The following is a 17135-nucleotide window of genomic DNA, read 5'->3' on the forward strand; positions in this document are numbered from 1 at the left end:
TTGCCCCGCATTTTCATCTGCACGACATCCAGTTTCCATGAAGCCAATGGGCGACACATTGCCGCCCGTTGACGTTTAACGCCGCTTCTCTAACAGCGCCTGATGATGTCGTTTTTCGCCAATCATCACCACAATCAGCAGCAATACCGCCAGCACGCTACCGCCTATCATCACGATAAACCCGCCGTCCCAGCCGAAGAAATCGACGGTATAACCGACAATCGCACTGGCTGCCACGGAGCCGCCGAGATAACCAAACAGTCCGGTGAAACCGGCCGCCGTACCGGCTGCTTTCTTCGGCGCCAGCTCCAGGGCATGAAGACCAATTAGCATTACCGGCCCGTAAATTAAAAAGCCAATGGTGATCATGCACAGCATGTCTACTGTCGGGTTACCCGGCGGGTTCAGCCAATAAACAATTGTCGCGATGGTCACCAGGGTCATGAAAAATACGCCGGTCGCGCCACGGTTACCGCGAAAGACCTTATCTGACATCCAGCCGCACAGCAGCGTTCCCGGTATTCCGGCATACTCGTACAGGAAATAGGCCCACGACGATTTATCCAGCGCAAAGTGCTTCACTTCTTTCAGGTAGGTTGGCGACCAGTCAAGAATGCCGTAGCGCAGAAGATAAACAAATACGTTAGCAATCGCGATATACCACAACAGCTTATTGGGCAGCACGTACTGCATAAAGATTTGCTTCGCCGTAAGCTCCTCTTCTGCCTGCTCGTTATAGTCGTCCGGGTAGTCGTTCTTATACTCTTCGATGGGCGGCAGACCGCAAGACTGCGGCGTATCGCGCATTAGCGCAAACGCAATTAGCGCTACCACAATGGCGGCAAACGCAGGCATATACAGCGCCGCTTTCCAGTCGTTAAACCACGCCATTCCCAGTAAAAATAGCAGCGGGGGAATACCGCCGCCAACGTTATGCGCGCAGTTCCAGACGGAGACAATTCCGCCGCGCTCTTTTTGTGACCACCAGTGAACCATGGTGCGTCCACAGGGCGGCCAGCCCATGCCCTGAAACCAGCCGCACAGGAACAGCAGCACGAACATGATGGCGATGCTGGAAGTGGCCCATGGTACAAATCCCATAAACAGCATGACAGCCGCAGCCAGAATCAATCCTGCAGGGAGGAACACGCGGGGATTTGAGCGATCGGATATCGACCCCATGATGAATTTGGAAAAACCGTAAGCAATGGAAATCCCCGACAGCGCGAAGCCCAGATCGCCACGGGTAAATCCTTGCTCAATAAGATATGGCATTGCCAGGGCAAAGTTCTTACGCACCAGATAGTAGGCCGCGTAACCAAAGAAGATGCCCATGAAAATTTGCCAGCGGAGTCGGCGATAAACCGGATCGATTTCCGCCGCAGGCAGGCGGGACCTGTGAGGTGAGGGTTTAAAAATACTTAACATAATAGCCTCCGAGGCCATTTCATATTCAGAGGTAAAAGGCAGGTCGTTTTACTGTCGCGCCTGCTGTATGTGTTCATAACGTTAAAGGACGGCTGACCACAGGTGCATTAAAGCATAGTTTGTTACATTTTTATGACAAATGTTCAGAAAGGCGCATTAGGTCACATTTAATCTTCGAAAAAGGCGCGAACATGCTCGAAATCAAACATTCATCCCTGTTTATATGCCTAAATGTTAAGAAACGAACATGAGGAAACAGCGATGAGCGCAGAGCTGGAAAGTGATGTGATTGTGATTGGTGGCGGCGCGACCGGTGCCGGGATCGCCCGCGATTGCGCCCTGCGCGGACTGCGGGTCACGCTGGTGGAACGTCACGATATTGCGACTGGCGCGACCGGACGCAATCATGGATTGTTGCACAGCGGCGCGCGTTATGCGGTAACCGATGGTGAATCCGCCCGCGAGTGTATTAGCGAAAACCAAATTCTTAAACGTATTGCCCGCCATTGTATTGAACCGACCGACGGCCTATTTATTACGCTACCGGAAGATGAATTGTCTTTTCAGGCGACTTTTGTGAAGGCCTGCCATGACGCGGGTATTGCTGCCGACATCATCGATCCCTCACTGGCTCGTCGCATAGAGCCTGCGGTTAATCCGCAGCTTACCGGTGCTGTCAGAGTGCCGGATGGTACGGTTGATCCCTTCCGATTGACCGCTGCTAATATGCTGGATGCCCGCGAGCACGGTGCCACCATTCTTACCGCACATGCTGTCACCGGGCTTATCCGCAACGGCGCGACCGTTTGTGGCGTGCATGTCCTGAATACTCTGACTGGTGAAACCCGGCAGCTTTACGCTTCCGTGGTGGTTAACGCGGCGGGAATTTGGGGTCAGCGCATTGCAGAATATGCTGACCTGAGCATTCGAATGTTTCCTGCTAAAGGGTCCTTGCTGATCCTCGATCACCGTATTAATCAGCATGTTATTAACCGCTGCCGTAAACCTTCTGATGCCGATATTCTGGTGCCGGGAGATACCATTTCGCTAATTGGCACCACATCGCTGCACATTAATTATGATGAGATAGACCAGAATCGGGTAACGTCCGACGAGGTCGATATTTTGCTGCGCGAGGGTGAAAAACTCGCGCCGATCATGGCGACCACACGGATTTTACGCGCCTACGCTGGCGTACGTCCGCTGGTCGCCAGCGATAACGATCCTGCCGGACGCAACGTCAGCCGGGGGATTGTGCTGCTCGATCACGCCAGTCGTGATGGCATGGAAGGATTTATCACCATCACCGGCGGCAAATTAATGACCTATCGCCTGATGGCGGAGTGGGCAACTGATGCGGTGTGTCGCAAACTGGGCAATACGCAACCCTGCTCCACCGCCAGTACGCCACTTCCAGGCTCGCAGGATACGGTGGAGAAAACGCTCCAGCGTATGATTTCGCTGCCTGCGCCACTTCGCGGCTCAGCGGTATATCGTCACGGTGACCGCACGCCCTCCTGGCTCGGTGAAGGACGCCTGAACCGCAGCGTGGTGTGTGAGTGCGAAGCCGTCACCGCCGGGGAAGTTCAGTATGCGGTACAAAATCTGGCGGTAAAAAGCCTTCTCGATCTTCGTCGTCGAACCCGTGTCGGGATGGGAACCTGTCAGGGTGAGCTGTGCGCGTGCCGTGCCGCCGGGCTGCTACAGCGTTTTAACGTAACCACAGCGACACAGTCCCTCAGCCAACTCTCAGATTTTCTTAATGAACGCTGGAAAGGCGTGCAGCCTGTCGCGTGGGGTGATGCCCTGCGCGAAAGTGAATTTACCCGCTGGGTATATCAGGGCTTGTGCGGACTCGAAAAGGAGCAAAAGCATGAGATTTGATACGGTGATTATCGGCGGTGGCCTGACCGGGCTACTTTGTGGGCTGCAATTACAGAACAACGGATTGCGCTGCGCCATCGTCAGCCGGGGACAAAGCGCCCTCGCCTTTTCATCGGCATCGCTCGATCTGCTGAGCGTGCTGCCGGATGGTACACCCGTCACCGATATTCGCGCCGGGCTGGAAAAACTTAGCGCCCTCGCGCCAGAACATCCCTATGCACTGCTGGGCGCACAAACCGTGCTGGCCCTGGCGCAACAAACGGAGCAACTGCTTGCGCAGTGCGGCGCCGTGATGCAGGGAAATTGCCGGTCTAATCACGCACGCGTGACGCCTCTCGGTACGCTGCGTACGGCCTGGCTGACGCCGCAGGAAGTTCCCGTCGCACCGTTACGCGCCCGACGGATCTGCGTGGCAGGGATCAGCGGAATGCTCGATTTCCAGCCTCATCTGGTCGCCGCGTCGCTGCGTCAGCACGTTGCAGATGTTGAAACAGGTGAGATAGATCTGCCTGAGCTGGATGTTCTGCGGGAAAATCCCACCGAGTTTCGCGCCGTCACCCTGGCCCGCTTTTTTGATAATGAAGCCCACTGGCCGCTGCTGTATGACGCACTCCTGCCCTTCGCACAACGCTGCGATGCCGTGTTGCTACCTGCCTGTTTCGGTCTTGAGGATGATCGCCTTTATCAGTGGTTAATTGAACGTCTTCCGTGTTCTCTGCATCTGCTTCCAACCTTACCGCCTTCTGTTGCCGGCCTGCGTCTGCATCGTCAGCTACAGCGGCAGTTTGTCAAATCCGGCGGCACCTGGATGCCCGGCGACGAGATTAAATGCGTGACAATACGCGACGGTATGGCAAGTGAAGTCTGGACCCGACATCATGCCGACATTCCGCTGCGCCCGCGTTATGTGGTGCTCGCCAGCGGCAGTTTTTTCAGCAATGGGCTGGTTGCCGGACGTAATGACGTTCACGAACCCATTTTACGGCTGACGGTCCGGCAGACAACCTCCCGCGCCGGGTGGTATGAGGACGACTTTTTTACGCCGCAGCCGTGGCAACAGTTTGGGGTTAGCGTTGATGAATACCTGCGACCAAACGTGAACGGAAAAACCGCTGAAAATCTGTTCGCCGCCGGTGCGGTGCTCGGTGGATTCGATCCGATTGCGCAGGGCTGCGGCGGTGGCGTCTCTGCCGTTACCGCCCTGTTTGCCGCGCAGCACATTACCGCGCTTGCCGGAGGTCAATGATGAGCGACACCCGTTTTGAAAGCTGTATTAAATGTACGGTATGTACTACCGCCTGCCCGGTCAGCCGGGTTAATCCGCGCTATCCCGGTCCGAAACAGGCCGGTCCGGACGGCGAACGACTGCGGCTAAAAGATGGTGCCCTGTACGACGAGGCGCTCAAATACTGTATCAACTGTAAACGCTGCGAAATCGCCTGCCCGTCGGACGTGAAAATCGGGGATATTATTCAGCAGGCCCGCGCCCGCTATGACACCGCGCGTCCTTCGCTGCGTAACGCGATCCTGAGTCATACCGATTTAATGGGCCGCCTGTCAGTGCCGTTTGCACCGATCGTTAATACCGCCACCTCACTCAAACCCGTACGCCAGTTGCTCGATCACGCCTTAAAAATTGATCATCGTCGTACATTGCCGAAATACTCCAGCGGCACGTTCCGCCGCTGGTATCGCAGCGTGGCAACGCAACAGAGGCAATATCGCGAGCAAGTGGCTTTTTTTCACGGCTGTTTCGTGAATTATAATCACCCCCAGTTGGGTAAAGATTTGATCCGCGTTCTCAACGCGTCGGGAACAGGCGTTCAGTTGCTCAGTAAAGAGAAGTGCTGCGGCGTACCATTAATTGCCAACGGGTTTACCCGTAAAGCGCGTAAACAGGCTCTCAGCAACGTTGATTCTCTGAGAGAGACGATTATCGAGAAACGCATCCCGGTGATCGCAACCTCATCAACCTGCACATTTGCGCTGCGCGACGAGTATCCCCAGGTGCTGGATGTGGATAACAGCGGCCTGCGTGAGCATATTGAACTGGCAACCCGCTGGCTGTGGCGCAAACTGGATGCCGGGCAAACGTTGCCGCTAAAATCTCTGCCGTTAAAAGTGGTGTATCACACGCCGTGTCATATGGAGAAAATGGGCTGGACGTTGTATACCCTTGAACTGCTGCGTCTGATCCCGGGGCTGGAATTAACGGTCCTGGAGTCGCAATGCTGCGGTATTGCCGGCACTTATGGCTTTAAGAAAGAGAATTACGCCACATCGCAAGCCATTGGCGCGCCACTCTTTCAACAGATAGACGAAAGCGATGCCGATATCGTGGTCACGGACTGTGAAACCTGCAAATGGCAAATCGAGATGTCCACCCGTAAACGCTGTGAACATCCCATCACTCTACTGGCAAGCGCGCTGGCGTAGCGCTTTCCGGTTATAGCGCCAGCGATTCGACGATGTTGATCCAGCCATGTTCGCTGGCGACCGGTTTGCCACTAAGCCAGCGGCGCAGCATGTTTAATGCCATCATCGCGCAGACCTCCTGACGGACCTGCAGAGAGTGCCGCGTGGCGCTAAATTTCACCCGTAGCGCCCAGGTCCCATCCGGCGTGGAGAGCGCAAAATTAAGATGATCGGCTTCAAGCCCGGTGATCGCCAGCGCCAGCCCGGCAAAGCGGCTGCGGCGGCGTTCTCTTACCCAACGCGCCGTCTGGGCCAGCGACTCTTCCTGCGCAGGGATCACTTCCGACGCTAACAGTGGCGCACCGGCGCGTGAAAGCTGTAGCGCCACCAGCCCGGCGGTAAACTGCTCGCTCAGGGTCAGACTGAGCTGACGATCCTGAAGCTGTCGGGCGATTTCCACGGCCAGACCATCAGTACCTTCAAAAATCAGGCTTTCTCCGGCCACGCGTTTCACCTCGGGCCATAAGGCCTGCATGGCGTCGCGCTGAGAAGCCGGGCCGGTCAGCTTTAATTCAATAATCGGCATTGACGAGCGGTAACCCATGGTCACACCCGGCGGCAAGGTCAGCGCATCGAGACTTTGCGCCAGATCGCTTTCTGAACGACCAAAAGTGGTCAGCCGCAGACACAGCGGCGGCTCGACCTGGCTGTAGCGCTTACGCAGGCGCGGCAGGATCTGCTGTTCGACCATGACCTTAAATTCCGACGGTACGCCGGGAGTAAAGAAAATCAGGCAGCGGTTAAGCTCAAGTGCGAAGCCACAGGCGGTTCCGACCGGGTTGTCAACCAGCTCAGCGCTGGCCGGGATTTCCGCCTGCTTACGGTTGCTGGGCGCCATTACCCGTCCACGCTCGTTAAAAAAGCGCTCCATTTGTGCCAGCCACGCTTCGTGTAATACCAGTGTTTCACCCTTCGCCGTGGCAGCGGCCAGCGCGCTGAGATCGTCACTGGTCGGCCCGAGGCCACCGTTAACAATCAGGATATCGGCCTGCGTGCTGCGCTCGCGCAGAATAGCGATCAGATCCTGTAGATTGTCGCCGACTGTGTTGCGGCGAGAAAGCGGGAATCCCTGCGTAAATAAAAAATCAGCAAGCCAGGCGGCATTGGTGTCGACGATCTGTCCGTGCAGAACTTCGTCACCCGTGGATAGCATCTCCACATTTATCATTATTTTCTCCAGCAAAAGAGGACGATTAACTATAACGCATGGAGAGAGGAAAAAAAGCGGTGCGATGGTTTAGCGCACCGCAGAGGATCAGAAGCTGGCATTCACGCCGATGTAAGGACCGTCAGCCACCGCGCTGTCGCGGTCACCGTCTTTACCTGACAGATTAATATAGCGATAGCCCGCTTCAATGCTTAACGGACGCATAATTGTCAGTCGTGCCCCGGCGTTCGCTTCTTCGTAATCTTTCACGCCGCTTGAGAGCGAATCAGGAGAGTAATAATACTCGCCAAACAGACGGAAGCTATCGCCAATTTGCCACTGCAAACCGCCGCCCACCGCCGCTGCGTAGCCTTCATCGCCGCGCTGAGGATTAAGATAAACCCCTTTGCCGCCAGCGGTCGCAATGAACGGCCCCAGCGGAATATTTAACCCCAGCCCCAGACCGGCGATATCACCATCGTCGTCGTTATGCGCCCAGTTGCCGGACAGCGCCAGCCCGGTAGATTCGGTGCCAAAGCCGACGCCAATATTGGTGTAATCCTTACCTGCCTGGCCGCTGACGCTAAGCGCGTTAGCCGCAGCAGAGACAAAGAGTAATCCACAAACGCCCGTCAGAATTCTTTTTTTCATTTTAATGCTTCCACAAATACCAGGTAAAACGTCCCAAAACCGCAGGATTGTACAATTGAATCCTCCAGAAGCAATGCACTAAGTTCGCTATCGCCGGCATTAAATGTAAGTGCAGATTGCCGCTGCGTTGAGAGGTGAAAGGTATGACTGCAATAGAGAGAGACAAATTGCCCGGGATCAATACATTGCGTACAAATATGCCCTAGATTAATTTGCCAAATCAAACGGAAATTAAACGGAAATTAAACACTTTTTAAACATCTATCAGGAGATAAAGATGAGCAAAAAAGGATTAACCACCTCCGCTGGCGCACCTGTGGCGCACAATAATAACGTTGCTACTGCCGGTCCTCGTGGCCCGATGCTGTTACAGGACGTCTGGTTTCTGGAAAAACTGGCGCATTTTGACCGGGAGGTGATCCCGGAACGCCGTATGCATGCTAAAGGTTCCGGCGCATATGGTACGTTTACAGTGACCCAGGATATTACGGCTTACACCCGCGCTAAGATTTTTTCCGACATCGGTAAAAAAACCGATCTGTTTTTACGTTTCTCGACGGTGGCCGGCGAACGTGGTGCCGCGGATGCCGAGCGCGATATCCGCGGTTTTTCAATCAAATTTTATACCGAAGAAGGTAACTGGGATTTAGTAGGGAATAACACCCCCGTATTCTACCTGCGCGATCCGCTGAAATTCCCGGATCTGAATCATGTGGTAAAACGTGACCCGCGCACTAACCTGCGTAATCCTACCTATAAGTGGGATTTCTTCTCCCACCTGCCGGAAACCCTGCATCAGTTAACCATTGACTTCAGCGATCGCGGTCTGCCTTTCTCCTATCGCACCATGCACGGCTTCGGCAGTCATGCTTTCAGCTTTATCAACCATAACAATGAACGTTTCTGGGTCAAATTCCACCTGAAATCCCAACAGGGTATTGCCAACCTTATGGATGATGAAGCCAAACGCCTGGTGGCAGAAGACCGCGAAAGCTCGCAGCGTGATTTGTTTAATTCGATTGAAAAAGGCGATTTCCCGCGCTGGACGTTCTATGTGCAGATTATGCCGGAAGAGGAAGCCTCAACGGTACCTTACAATCCGTTTGATCTGACCAAAGTGTGGCCGCACGGTGATTATCCGCTCATTGAAGTGGGCATCCTGGAACTTAATCGTAACCCGGATAACTATTTTGCCGAGGTTGAACAGGTTGCAATGTCGCCGGCCAATGTTGTCCCGGGCATCGGTTTTTCGCCCGACCGGATGCTACAAGGTCGCCTGTTCTCTTATGGCGATGCGCATCGTTATCGCCTGGGGGTTAATCATCATCAGATCCCGGTGAATGCACCGCGCTGCCCGTTCCATAACTATCATCGCGATGGCGCAATGCGCATTGACGGCAATAGCGGTAATGGTCCAACGTATGAGCCTAATAGCTTTGGCGTATTTCAGGAACAGCCGGATTACAGCGAACCGCCGTTGAGCCTTGAAGGCGCCGCCGATCACTGGAATCATCGCGAAGATACCGATTATTTCAGCCAGCCGCGTAAATTATATGAGCTGCTGAGTGATGAAGAGCATCAGCGCATGTTTGCCCGTATCGCCGGGGATATGAAAGAGGTGCCCGAATTTATTCAGCAGCGGCAGATTGGCTTGTTCAGTGAAGTGCATCCGGAATATGGCGCAGGTGTTGCTGCGGCTCTGGCAGCATTAAAAAACGCGGAATAATTGTTTAACGGGCGCTAAGGTGCCTTTCATGCCGGGTGGTGCTGCGCTTACCCGGCCTTGAAAAACAACAGCACTCACCCTTTCAACCTACCGTTGTATTAACCCACCCCTGCAAAGCCTGGCGCGAGATTTTAATGCCGCCCGTTTTAAGTGAGTCAGGTAATAAAAGCCAGTGAACCGGTCGCTGGAAGCCGGCAAGTTTATCACTCACCCACAGGGATAACTGCCGGATATCCAGCGGCGTATCGCTCTCCACCACCGCCACCGGACGCTGGCCATACTCCGGGTCCGCAACCGGCACCACGAAAACCTGCAGGATATCTGGGTGTGCAGCGATAACACGCTCAACTTCCTCCGGCTGAATACCTTCTCCACCGCTAAAAAAGAGATTATCCAGCCTGCCGACAAGGGTTAAGCGCCCATTATGCAGTTCACCGCGATCGCGGGTGGCAAACCAGCCCTGTTCATTGAGCAGCGGGATAATCTCGCCATCATGCCAGTAGCCCTCCGCCATACTGGCGGCACGCAGCCAGACTTCGCCATTGACCAGACGCATTTCACGCTCCGGTAACGGCACGCCGACATCGGCCAGGCCATCAGCTTCTTTTGCGCACACCGTTGAGGCGAATTCGGTCAGACCATAGCCACACCAGCTGCGGATCCCGCGCGCTCGCGCCTGACGCGTTAAGTCCACCGGGATCGCCGCCCCGCCCAGTAACACCGCTTTCAGAGCTACCGGCGTATCACGTTCCAGCAGGCGCCAAAGCTGTGTGGGCACTAGCGAGGCATGAGTACAGCCAGCCAGCGCCTGCTCCAGCGGTTGTTTAACACGTACGGTCAGTCGTGCTCCGGCCTGCAGCCAGCGCCAGATTATGCCCTGCCCGGAAACATGAAACAGCGGTAGCGACAGCAGCCAGTCATCCTGCGCTGCAAAGGAGATCATTGCCAGCACCCCCCGGGCGCTGGCAAGATGCGCCGCGCAGGTATGCACCGCGGCTTTGGGTAGCCCGGTTGAGCCTGAAGTCAGGGTCATTGATGCCAGACGCTCAGGCCGCCAGGCCGCAGCATGAACGCCATCGACCTCCTGCAATTTCAGAACGGTCAGGCCGGCAAAAGACTGCTCGTCTGCAATGTTCAGGGCATGATGCAACGTAAGTCCGGGCAGCAGCACATCCAGCATCGATATCGGTAGCTGTGGATTCACCGGCAGGACCCGTGCCCCGCACTGTAGCAGCGCCAGCCATGAAAGCAGCATCGACGGATGATTAACGCCCCGCAGCATGACACCCTGCCCTTCCCGCACGCCCTGGGCCGCAAAACCGGCGGCCAGCGTATCAAGGCGTGTACACAGTGTCTGCCAGCTAAGCGGCTCATCGTCGAGTCGCAGAGCCTGCGCGTCCGGGCGCTGGTTACGCCAGTGTCGCCACGGCCAGTCGGTAAATGTCATCGCAGCCGCACCATCATGTCTTGATTCAGACACGGCAACGGACTTGCAGGCCAGCGACGAAGTAATTGCGCCTGCATCAGATTCAGGGTATCCAGCCCCGGAAGCGTGTGCGGCGTCAGCCAGGCGGCCAGTCGTGCCAGCTGGGTCAGCCCTAAACTCGATTCGATTGACGAGCTGATCACCGCCGTTAAGCCAAGCGCATGGGCCATATGCACCTGATCGCGGACTTTTTGCAGACTGCCGGTGAGCGTCGGTTTGATCACCACTGCCCGCAGGCCAGGTTCAGCGGCAAAACAAAAATCAGCTTCGCGCAGGCTTTCATCCCAGGCGATAGCGATCCCGGTCTCGCGGGCAAATGCGCGGGAGTCGTCGCGGGTTTTGCATGGCTCCTCCAGAAATGCAATACGATCGCGCAGGGCGGGATTAACGTATCTGGCAAACTGCTGTGCTTTCAGTGGCGTCCATGCGCGGTTGGCATCAAGACGCAATTGTAAGTCGGGAATGGCTTCCAGCAGCAGATTGACTACCATGCCGTCACGCACCGCTTCATACAGTCCGACTTTAACCTTGGCGACTTTCTCACCGGGCATGGCAGCGAGTAACGGCAGAAGCGCGTCCGGATCGCCGGTACATAACGGTGCGGCCTGATAATTCGCCGCCTGCGGCAGTTCACCCTGCCACTCTGCCAGTGCGCAACTGATGCCAAATGCGACCGAAGGCAGAGTCGGCAGGGCAGGATCGCCACCCAGCTCCCACTCGCGCGCCCAGTCCAGCAGACATGCCTGAGCCTGTTCCAGCGTTTCGAAGCTGAAACCGGGCAGAGGGGAGATTTCCCCCCACCCTTCACATCTACCGCTATTCAGGCACAGAAACAGCCCGTCCCGCGTCTTTAAACGCCGCTCGCGCAGGATCACGCCTGCATCCATCGGGATTTGCCAGCGCCAGACCTGAGCACTATGCATTATGGATTCCGTTTAAATTTGCTGAAATCTGGCTGGCGCTTCTGGTTAAATGCATTGCGCCCTTCCTGACCTTCTTCGGTCATGTAAAACAGCATCGTGGCATTCCCCGCCAGCTCCTGTAAACCCGCCTGACCGTCACAGTCTGCGTTCAGAGCCGCTTTCAGGCAGCGCAGCGCCATGGGGCTGTTTTGCAGCATTTCCCGGCACCAGCGTACGGTTTCTTTCTCAAGTTCAGCCAGTGGGACAACGGTATTAACCAGTCCCATATCGAGCGCCTGTTTTGCGTCGTATTGACGGCACAGGAACCAGATTTCACGTGCTTTTTTCTGCCCGACGATGCGTGCCATGTAGGCGGCGCCCCAGCCGCCGTCGAAGGAGCCGACTTTCGGACCGGTCTGGCCGAAGATGGCATTTTCCGCCGCGATAGTCAGATCGCACATCATATGCAGGACATGCCCGCCGCCGATGGAATATCCCGCGACCATCGCTACAACCGGCTTAGGACAGGTGCGGATCTGACGCTGGAAATCCAGCACGTTAAGGTGGTGAACACCCGAGTCATCCTGATAGCCGCCGTAATCGCCACGCACTTTCTGATCGCCACCGGCACAGAAAGCCTTATCGCCTTCACCGGTAAGAATAATGACCCCAACGTTATCATCGTAACGAGCGTCGGCCAGGGCCTGAATCATCTCTTTAACGGTCAGCGGACGAAATGCGTTGCGGACCTGCGGGCGATTGATGGTGATTTTTGCAATACCATCAACGGATTTTTGATAGCGGATGTCGGTATACCCTTCCGAGCAATCTTGCCATTCAGCGGGGGCGTAAAGCATGTTTTCATCAGGATAAATCATCATGTTTCCTTAAATCAGAGTGGCAATAACTGCGCCAGTGCGGTAGCAACCTCTGCCGGCGCTTCCCGGTGAGCGTTGTGCCCGGCGGCGGAAATACTATAACGAGCCAGGTTAAGTTCATCAGCGAGCGCGCTGAACTTAGCATCGCGCTCGCCGCATAAGTACCAAAGGGGGAATTGCCGGGCGCTTAGCGCCGGGCGTAAGTCGGGCTGGACCGCCAGTGAAGTTGCGAGCAGCATATCGGCCAGTGCAGGGCCGTGATTGTGCTGGCGTAGTGAGACCAGCGCCTGGCGTTGGGCATCGGTTAAAGATGCAAAAACCGGCTGTTGATACCAGCTATTGAATACCTCATTAAGCGGCTGATGACGAAAACGCCAGGCCCACTGCTGGTCATTCAGCCACCGGCGACGGCGGGCCTCGTCGTCCTGCAATCCCGGATGGCCGCCCTCAACAATCACGCCGCGCAGACCGGGAGGTTTGCCCTGACATGCCCAGTGCATTGCAATGCGGCCGCCGAGGGAGTACCCCACCAACCAGTACTCAAGTATGTTGTAACTAACGAGCGTCGCCGCCAGCGCCGCGTTAACGTCGGCAAATCCACCGACCTGCAGGGCCGCTGAACCACCATGACCGGGAAGGTCGATATACAGCCTGGAGTGATCCTGAAACTGTTCCCCGATGTCATGCCATTCGCGGCAATCGCCGGAAAAACCGTGCAGGAAAACCAGCCAGCATTGCGCTGCCGGCGCCCGTTTCGCCACCGCGTGCAGGATCACAGGTGGCTGACCTGCGCCAGAAGCTGCTGTAGCGTCTGAGCGCCATCGGTGCTGTTAACCACCACTTCGACAAGCGTTGCCGAAGGCGTACGCCAGGCTCGGGACAGCGTCTGTTCCAGCGTATCCCAGTCGCTGACGCGCGCATAATCCAGACCAAACAGCGCGGCAGCATGGTCGAAATGCACATTCTGTGGCATACAGTAGAGTCGCTCGCGTTCATTAACCGGAGTCGGGAGCAGGGAGAAAATCTGCCCGCCATTATTGTTCACCACGATCAGGACCAGCGGAGCCGATACCTGGCGCAGCAGAGCCAGACTGTTAAGATCGTAGAGGGCAGATAAGTCGCCCACAATGGCAAGTGTCGGCCTGGCGCTGGCTCGCTGAACGCCTGCGGCGGTAGAGATCAGCCCGTCAATTCCGCTGGCCCCGCGATTACTGTATACCGGATAGCCAGCCGGCAGCTGGCCCAGCGCATCGATCAGGCGTACGACCAGGCTGTTACCGACAAAAAGCTGCCCCCGCGCCGGCAGATAGTCGCTAATGCGATGCGCCAGCTGCGCCTCACCAAAGGTCTCGCGGATGGCGTGGACTGTCTGCCACGCCTGCTCAGCCAGATGCGGGATCGTCACGCACCACGGCGGACGTTTCTCTGCCGGATGTTGAATCAGCCAGTCCGCGACCGGAGACACCAGGCGACGCCCCCGATGCTGCGCCGGGTCGAGCCGCCCGGTAAGATTATCGACCAGCCAGTACTCTTCTGGTTCGCAGTTCAACTGCCATTGTAAAAGCCGTTTCCCCGTCAGGCTGCTGCCGAACTGAATAACGATTTGCGCCTGATTTAACGCGTCGATAGCCTGCGCATTACCCAGCCATAAATCGGCACACGGCAGCGGCTGCCCGGTTTGCGATAGCACATCGCCAATCAGCGGCCAGCCCAGCGTTTTAGCCCATTCAGCCACGCGCTGACCTTCTGTCGCGCCCATTCTGCCCGCGATCACCACGCCGCGCTTTTGCCGCCACTGAAACCAGTCGTGCTGGCGTTCACTCTTCAGCGTCAGGCAGCTCTGAAGCCAGGGTTTATCATCCTGCCACCAGCGGCCAGGCGCCTGCTGCCAGTCAAGATGGGTCTCATCCATTTCGCCATATAAGGGTTCGGCAAACGGGCAGTTAATGTGTGCCCCGCCCGCGTGTAGGTTCGCCAGCAGGTTATCAATAGAAGAGATCAGCCATCTGGCGGGAATATCGGGGCTGGGACGCGGTAACGCGAGTGCCTGAGCGGGATGTGTCGCGAACATGCCCGGCTGACGGATAGCCTGGTTAGCGCCGCAGTCGATAAGCTCTGGCGGACGGTCGGCAGTGAGCAAAATGAGTTTTTCTCCGGTCAGCCCGGCTTCGATCAGTGCAGGATAGAGATTCGCTACCGCTGTTCCGGACGTAACAATCACCGCCACTGGCTCCTGAGCTGCTTTGGCGAGGCCCAGCGCCAGGTGCCCAAGCCCACGCTCGTCAAAATGCGTGTGCTGAATAAGCGCAGGATTTTCCGCTGCCGCCAGCGTTAACGGCGTGGAGCGCGAACCGGGCGCAATGCACACATGTCGCACGCCATGACGCGTTAATGCTTCAATGATTACTGTCGCCCAGCGTCGGTTAAATGCACTCACTGACATAAATTTGTCCGGTATCAATATTGCGATACAGTATAAATAAGAGAAAACGATGAATTTTTGATATGAATCGGGATTGTGTGAGTCAGTACGCGAAAAGCGCAATAAATTACAATTATCGATGTTTTAAGAGGAATGGCACTGCAAGGGACGGTCCCGGGCATCACCATTAGAAAAAGGGCATTCTTCTGGCGCTTAAAACCCGCAAATTATAAAGGGTACTGCCGATAAAAGCAGTACCCTTAAAGAGTGAGGAAGTGGAATTAGCCGCGAAGCAGAAGGCCGAAGACCAGGCCTGCCGCCGCACCAATACCTACGCCCTGCCACGGTTTTTCACGCACATAGTCATCTGCACGGTAGGCCACTTGTTTAGCCCGGTAATAATAGGTGTCTGAAGCCTGACTGACGCGGTTTTTAACGTCTTCCAGAGACTGCTCTGCACGCGCTTTAAGCTCAATGTATTTCTGATCGGTAGGATCGCCAGAGGAGCGCAGGACTTCCTCCAGTGTTTCGCTCAGAAGAGTCAGATCGTCGTCGATTCGTGATTCATAAGAGTGATAAGACATTTGCTTTCTCCATGTTTTACAAGGCCAGTCAGATAACTATAGACAAGGACTTTACGTTACGCCTGGACAACTTCGCGTGCCATACCAATATGAGGAATATCGTCTTCGAGATAAATGTCCGTCACCGGAATGAAGCCAAACTGCGCGTAGAATTTTTGCAGATGGGCCTGCGCGCTCAGGTACAGCGCGTGCTGCGGCCAGTATTGCTCACAGCTGGCGACGGCTTTAGACATGAGCTGATGACCCAGTTTTTCGCCGCGAACTGCCTCGCTGACGATCACCCGACCAATGACTACCGGGTCATACTCCCGCTCGCTTTTCAGAATCCTCGCATACGCCACCAGGGTATTATTCCGCCAGCCGAGAAGATGACGGTTCTCACCGGCCAGGTCTTCATCGTCAATATCCTGATACGGACAGTTCTGTTCCACGACAAAGACCTCGCAGCGCAACTTAAGTAGTGCATACAGCTGGGGAACGGTTAACTGCGAATGATGAAGGTCCTGCCACTGGATCATACTTTACTCCTGAGTGAGTTCGTCGCGTTATAATACGTTTTTACCGGCGCGGCGAGGATAACGATTATGGAACTGGTTTTTTTGGGAACGTCCGCAGGGGTACCTACCCGTAAGCGTAATATGACGTCTATCTTACTTAATTTGCAACAGCCCACAGCCAGTGCCGTATGGCTTTTTGACTGCGGCGAAGGCACGCAGCATCAGCTGCTGAAAACGGCATTTCATCCTGGCAAGCTGGATAAAATCTTTATTACCCATCTGCACGGCGATCACCTGTTCGGCCTGCCCGGGCTGTTGTGCAGCCGATCAATGCAGGGTAATCCGCAGCCGCTGACGCTGTACGGGCCAGCAGGGCTGCGTGAGTTCGTTGAAACGGCACTGCGTTTAAGCGGCTCCTGGACCGATTATCCGCTGACTATCAACGAAATCAGCGCGGGCGAGGTGTTTACCGACGAGAATTATACGGTGACGGCTTTCCCGCTTAATCATCCGGTTGAATGCTACGGCTACCGTATTGAGGAACATGATAAACCCGGCGCGCTCAACGCTGGCGCACTGAAAGCCGAGGGTATTGTGCCAGGCCCGCTTTTTCAGAAGCTCAAACAGGGGCTGACCGTTACGCTCGACGATGGCCGGGTTATTAATGGCAACGATTATCTGAGCGCGCCGACAGCGGGCAAAAAGCTGGCTATTTTTGGCGATACCGCCCCCTGCCCTGAAGCGCTAAACCTTGCTCGCGGCGTCGATGTCATGGTCCATGAAACGACCCTGGAACATGCGATGGCAGAGAAAGCCAACAGCCGCGGTCACTCCTCGACCATACAGGCGGCGGATCTGGCGAGGCAGGCTGGCGCAGGAAGACTGATTGCCACGCACATCAGTTCCCGCTATGACGCGGCGCGCGCAGCAGAGCTTCTGGCGGAGTGTCGACAGCATTTTCCACACACTCAGCTGGCAGAAGATTTCGCCGTCATCACGGTTTAAGCGTAAAGCCCTCGATTTTTCCCGCAAGGTGCCGATAACCCGGTAATACG

Annotated in this window: 15 protein-coding genes; 5 read left to right on the forward strand and 10 right to left on the reverse strand. The window is 55.8% G+C overall.

Annotation, left to right across the window (positions count from 1 at the left end; all coding sequences use genetic code 11):
- Positions 1-75 precede the first annotated feature (75 nt).
- Positions 76-1428, reverse strand: a complete 1353-nt coding sequence (glpT, locus tag AC791_RS15660; protein ID WP_049841659.1) for a glycerol-3-phosphate transporter — start codon at positions 1426-1428, stop codon at positions 76-78.
- 261 nt (positions 1429-1689) lie between these two features.
- Between glpT and glpA the strand changes: the two genes are divergently transcribed.
- Genes glpA through glpC form a run of 3 tightly spaced genes read left to right on the forward strand, consistent with a single transcriptional unit; the run spans position 1690 to position 5748 of the window.
- Positions 1690-3312, forward strand: coding sequence for an anaerobic glycerol-3-phosphate dehydrogenase subunit A (gene glpA, locus AC791_RS15665; protein WP_049841329.1), 1623 nt, complete (start codon positions 1690-1692; stop codon positions 3310-3312).
- The gene (glpB, locus tag AC791_RS15670) at positions 3302-4558 is read left to right on the forward strand and encodes a glycerol-3-phosphate dehydrogenase subunit GlpB (protein WP_049841330.1); all 1257 of its coding nucleotides are present in this window, start codon (positions 3302-3304) and stop codon (positions 4556-4558) included. Before glpA ends, glpB begins: the two co-directional genes overlap by 11 nt.
- Positions 4558-5748: an anaerobic glycerol-3-phosphate dehydrogenase subunit GlpC gene (glpC, locus tag AC791_RS15675; RefSeq protein WP_049841331.1), complete on the forward strand. Its 1191-nt coding sequence runs from the start codon at positions 4558-4560 to the stop codon at positions 5746-5748. The genes glpB and glpC overlap by 1 nt, the downstream gene beginning before the upstream one ends.
- Before the next feature lie 10 nt (positions 5749-5758).
- On the opposite strand, the gene AC791_RS15680 is transcribed toward glpC, so the two are convergent.
- Together AC791_RS15680 and AC791_RS15685 are read right to left on the reverse strand one after the other, a co-directional pair.
- The gene (locus tag AC791_RS15680) at positions 5759-6955 is read right to left on the reverse strand and encodes a nicotinamide mononucleotide deamidase-related protein YfaY (protein ID WP_049841332.1); all 1197 of its coding nucleotides are present in this window, start codon (positions 6953-6955) and stop codon (positions 5759-5761) included.
- A gap of 87 nt (positions 6956-7042) precedes the next feature.
- Positions 7043-7585 carry a YfaZ family outer membrane protein gene (locus AC791_RS15685; RefSeq protein ID WP_049841333.1) on the reverse strand — a complete coding sequence of 181 codons (543 nt, stop codon included), beginning with the start codon at positions 7583-7585 and terminating at the stop codon, positions 7043-7045.
- A 277-nt stretch (positions 7586-7862) separates the two neighbouring features.
- Between AC791_RS15685 and katA the strand changes: the two genes are divergently transcribed.
- Complete coding sequence (katA, locus tag AC791_RS15690; RefSeq protein WP_049841334.1) at positions 7863-9311, forward strand: catalase KatA; 1449 nt, start codon at positions 7863-7865, stop codon at positions 9309-9311.
- Positions 9312-9393: 82 nt separating this feature from the next.
- Here katA and menE read toward each other — a convergent pair whose 3' ends face one another.
- From menE to AC791_RS15725, 7 genes are all read right to left on the reverse strand, one after another.
- Positions 9394-10758 carry an o-succinylbenzoate--CoA ligase gene (gene menE, locus AC791_RS15695; protein WP_049841335.1) on the reverse strand — a complete coding sequence of 455 codons (1365 nt, stop codon included), beginning with the start codon at positions 10756-10758 and terminating at the stop codon, positions 9394-9396.
- A complete protein-coding gene (gene menC / locus AC791_RS15700) occupies positions 10755-11720 on the reverse strand; it encodes an o-succinylbenzoate synthase (RefSeq protein ID WP_049841336.1) in 966 nt (321 codons plus the stop codon). The genes menE and menC overlap by 4 nt, the downstream gene beginning before the upstream one ends.
- Positions 11720-12577: a 1,4-dihydroxy-2-naphthoyl-CoA synthase gene (gene menB, locus AC791_RS15705; protein WP_049841337.1), complete on the reverse strand. Its 858-nt coding sequence runs from the start codon at positions 12575-12577 to the stop codon at positions 11720-11722. The genes menC and menB overlap by 1 nt, the downstream gene beginning before the upstream one ends.
- A gap of 14 nt (positions 12578-12591) precedes the next feature.
- Entirely contained in the window at positions 12592-13353 is a 762-nt protein-coding gene (gene menH, locus AC791_RS15710) for a 2-succinyl-6-hydroxy-2,4-cyclohexadiene-1-carboxylate synthase (RefSeq protein ID WP_049841338.1), read from the reverse strand.
- Positions 13350-15020: a 2-succinyl-5-enolpyruvyl-6-hydroxy-3-cyclohexene-1-carboxylic-acid synthase gene (gene menD / locus AC791_RS15715; RefSeq protein WP_049841339.1), complete on the reverse strand. Its 1671-nt coding sequence runs from the start codon at positions 15018-15020 to the stop codon at positions 13350-13352. The genes menH and menD overlap by 4 nt, the downstream gene beginning before the upstream one ends.
- Positions 15021-15280: 260 nt before the next feature.
- Entirely contained in the window at positions 15281-15583 is a 303-nt protein-coding gene (gene elaB / locus AC791_RS15720; RefSeq protein WP_049841340.1) for a stress response protein ElaB, read from the reverse strand.
- Positions 15584-15639: 56 nt separating this feature from the next.
- Positions 15640-16101, reverse strand: a complete 462-nt coding sequence (locus tag AC791_RS15725; RefSeq protein WP_049841341.1) for a GNAT family N-acetyltransferase — start codon at positions 16099-16101, stop codon at positions 15640-15642.
- A 66-nt stretch (positions 16102-16167) separates the two neighbouring features.
- Between AC791_RS15725 and rnz the strand changes: the two genes are divergently transcribed.
- Positions 16168-17085, forward strand: a complete 918-nt coding sequence (gene rnz, locus AC791_RS15730) for a ribonuclease Z (protein ID WP_049841342.1) — start codon at positions 16168-16170, stop codon at positions 17083-17085.
- The last annotated feature ends 50 nt before the right edge of the window (positions 17086-17135 follow it).

The sequence above is a fragment of the Klebsiella sp. RIT-PI-d genome, assembly GCF_001187865.1.
GTDB lineage: Bacteria > Pseudomonadota > Gammaproteobacteria > Enterobacterales > Enterobacteriaceae > Superficieibacter.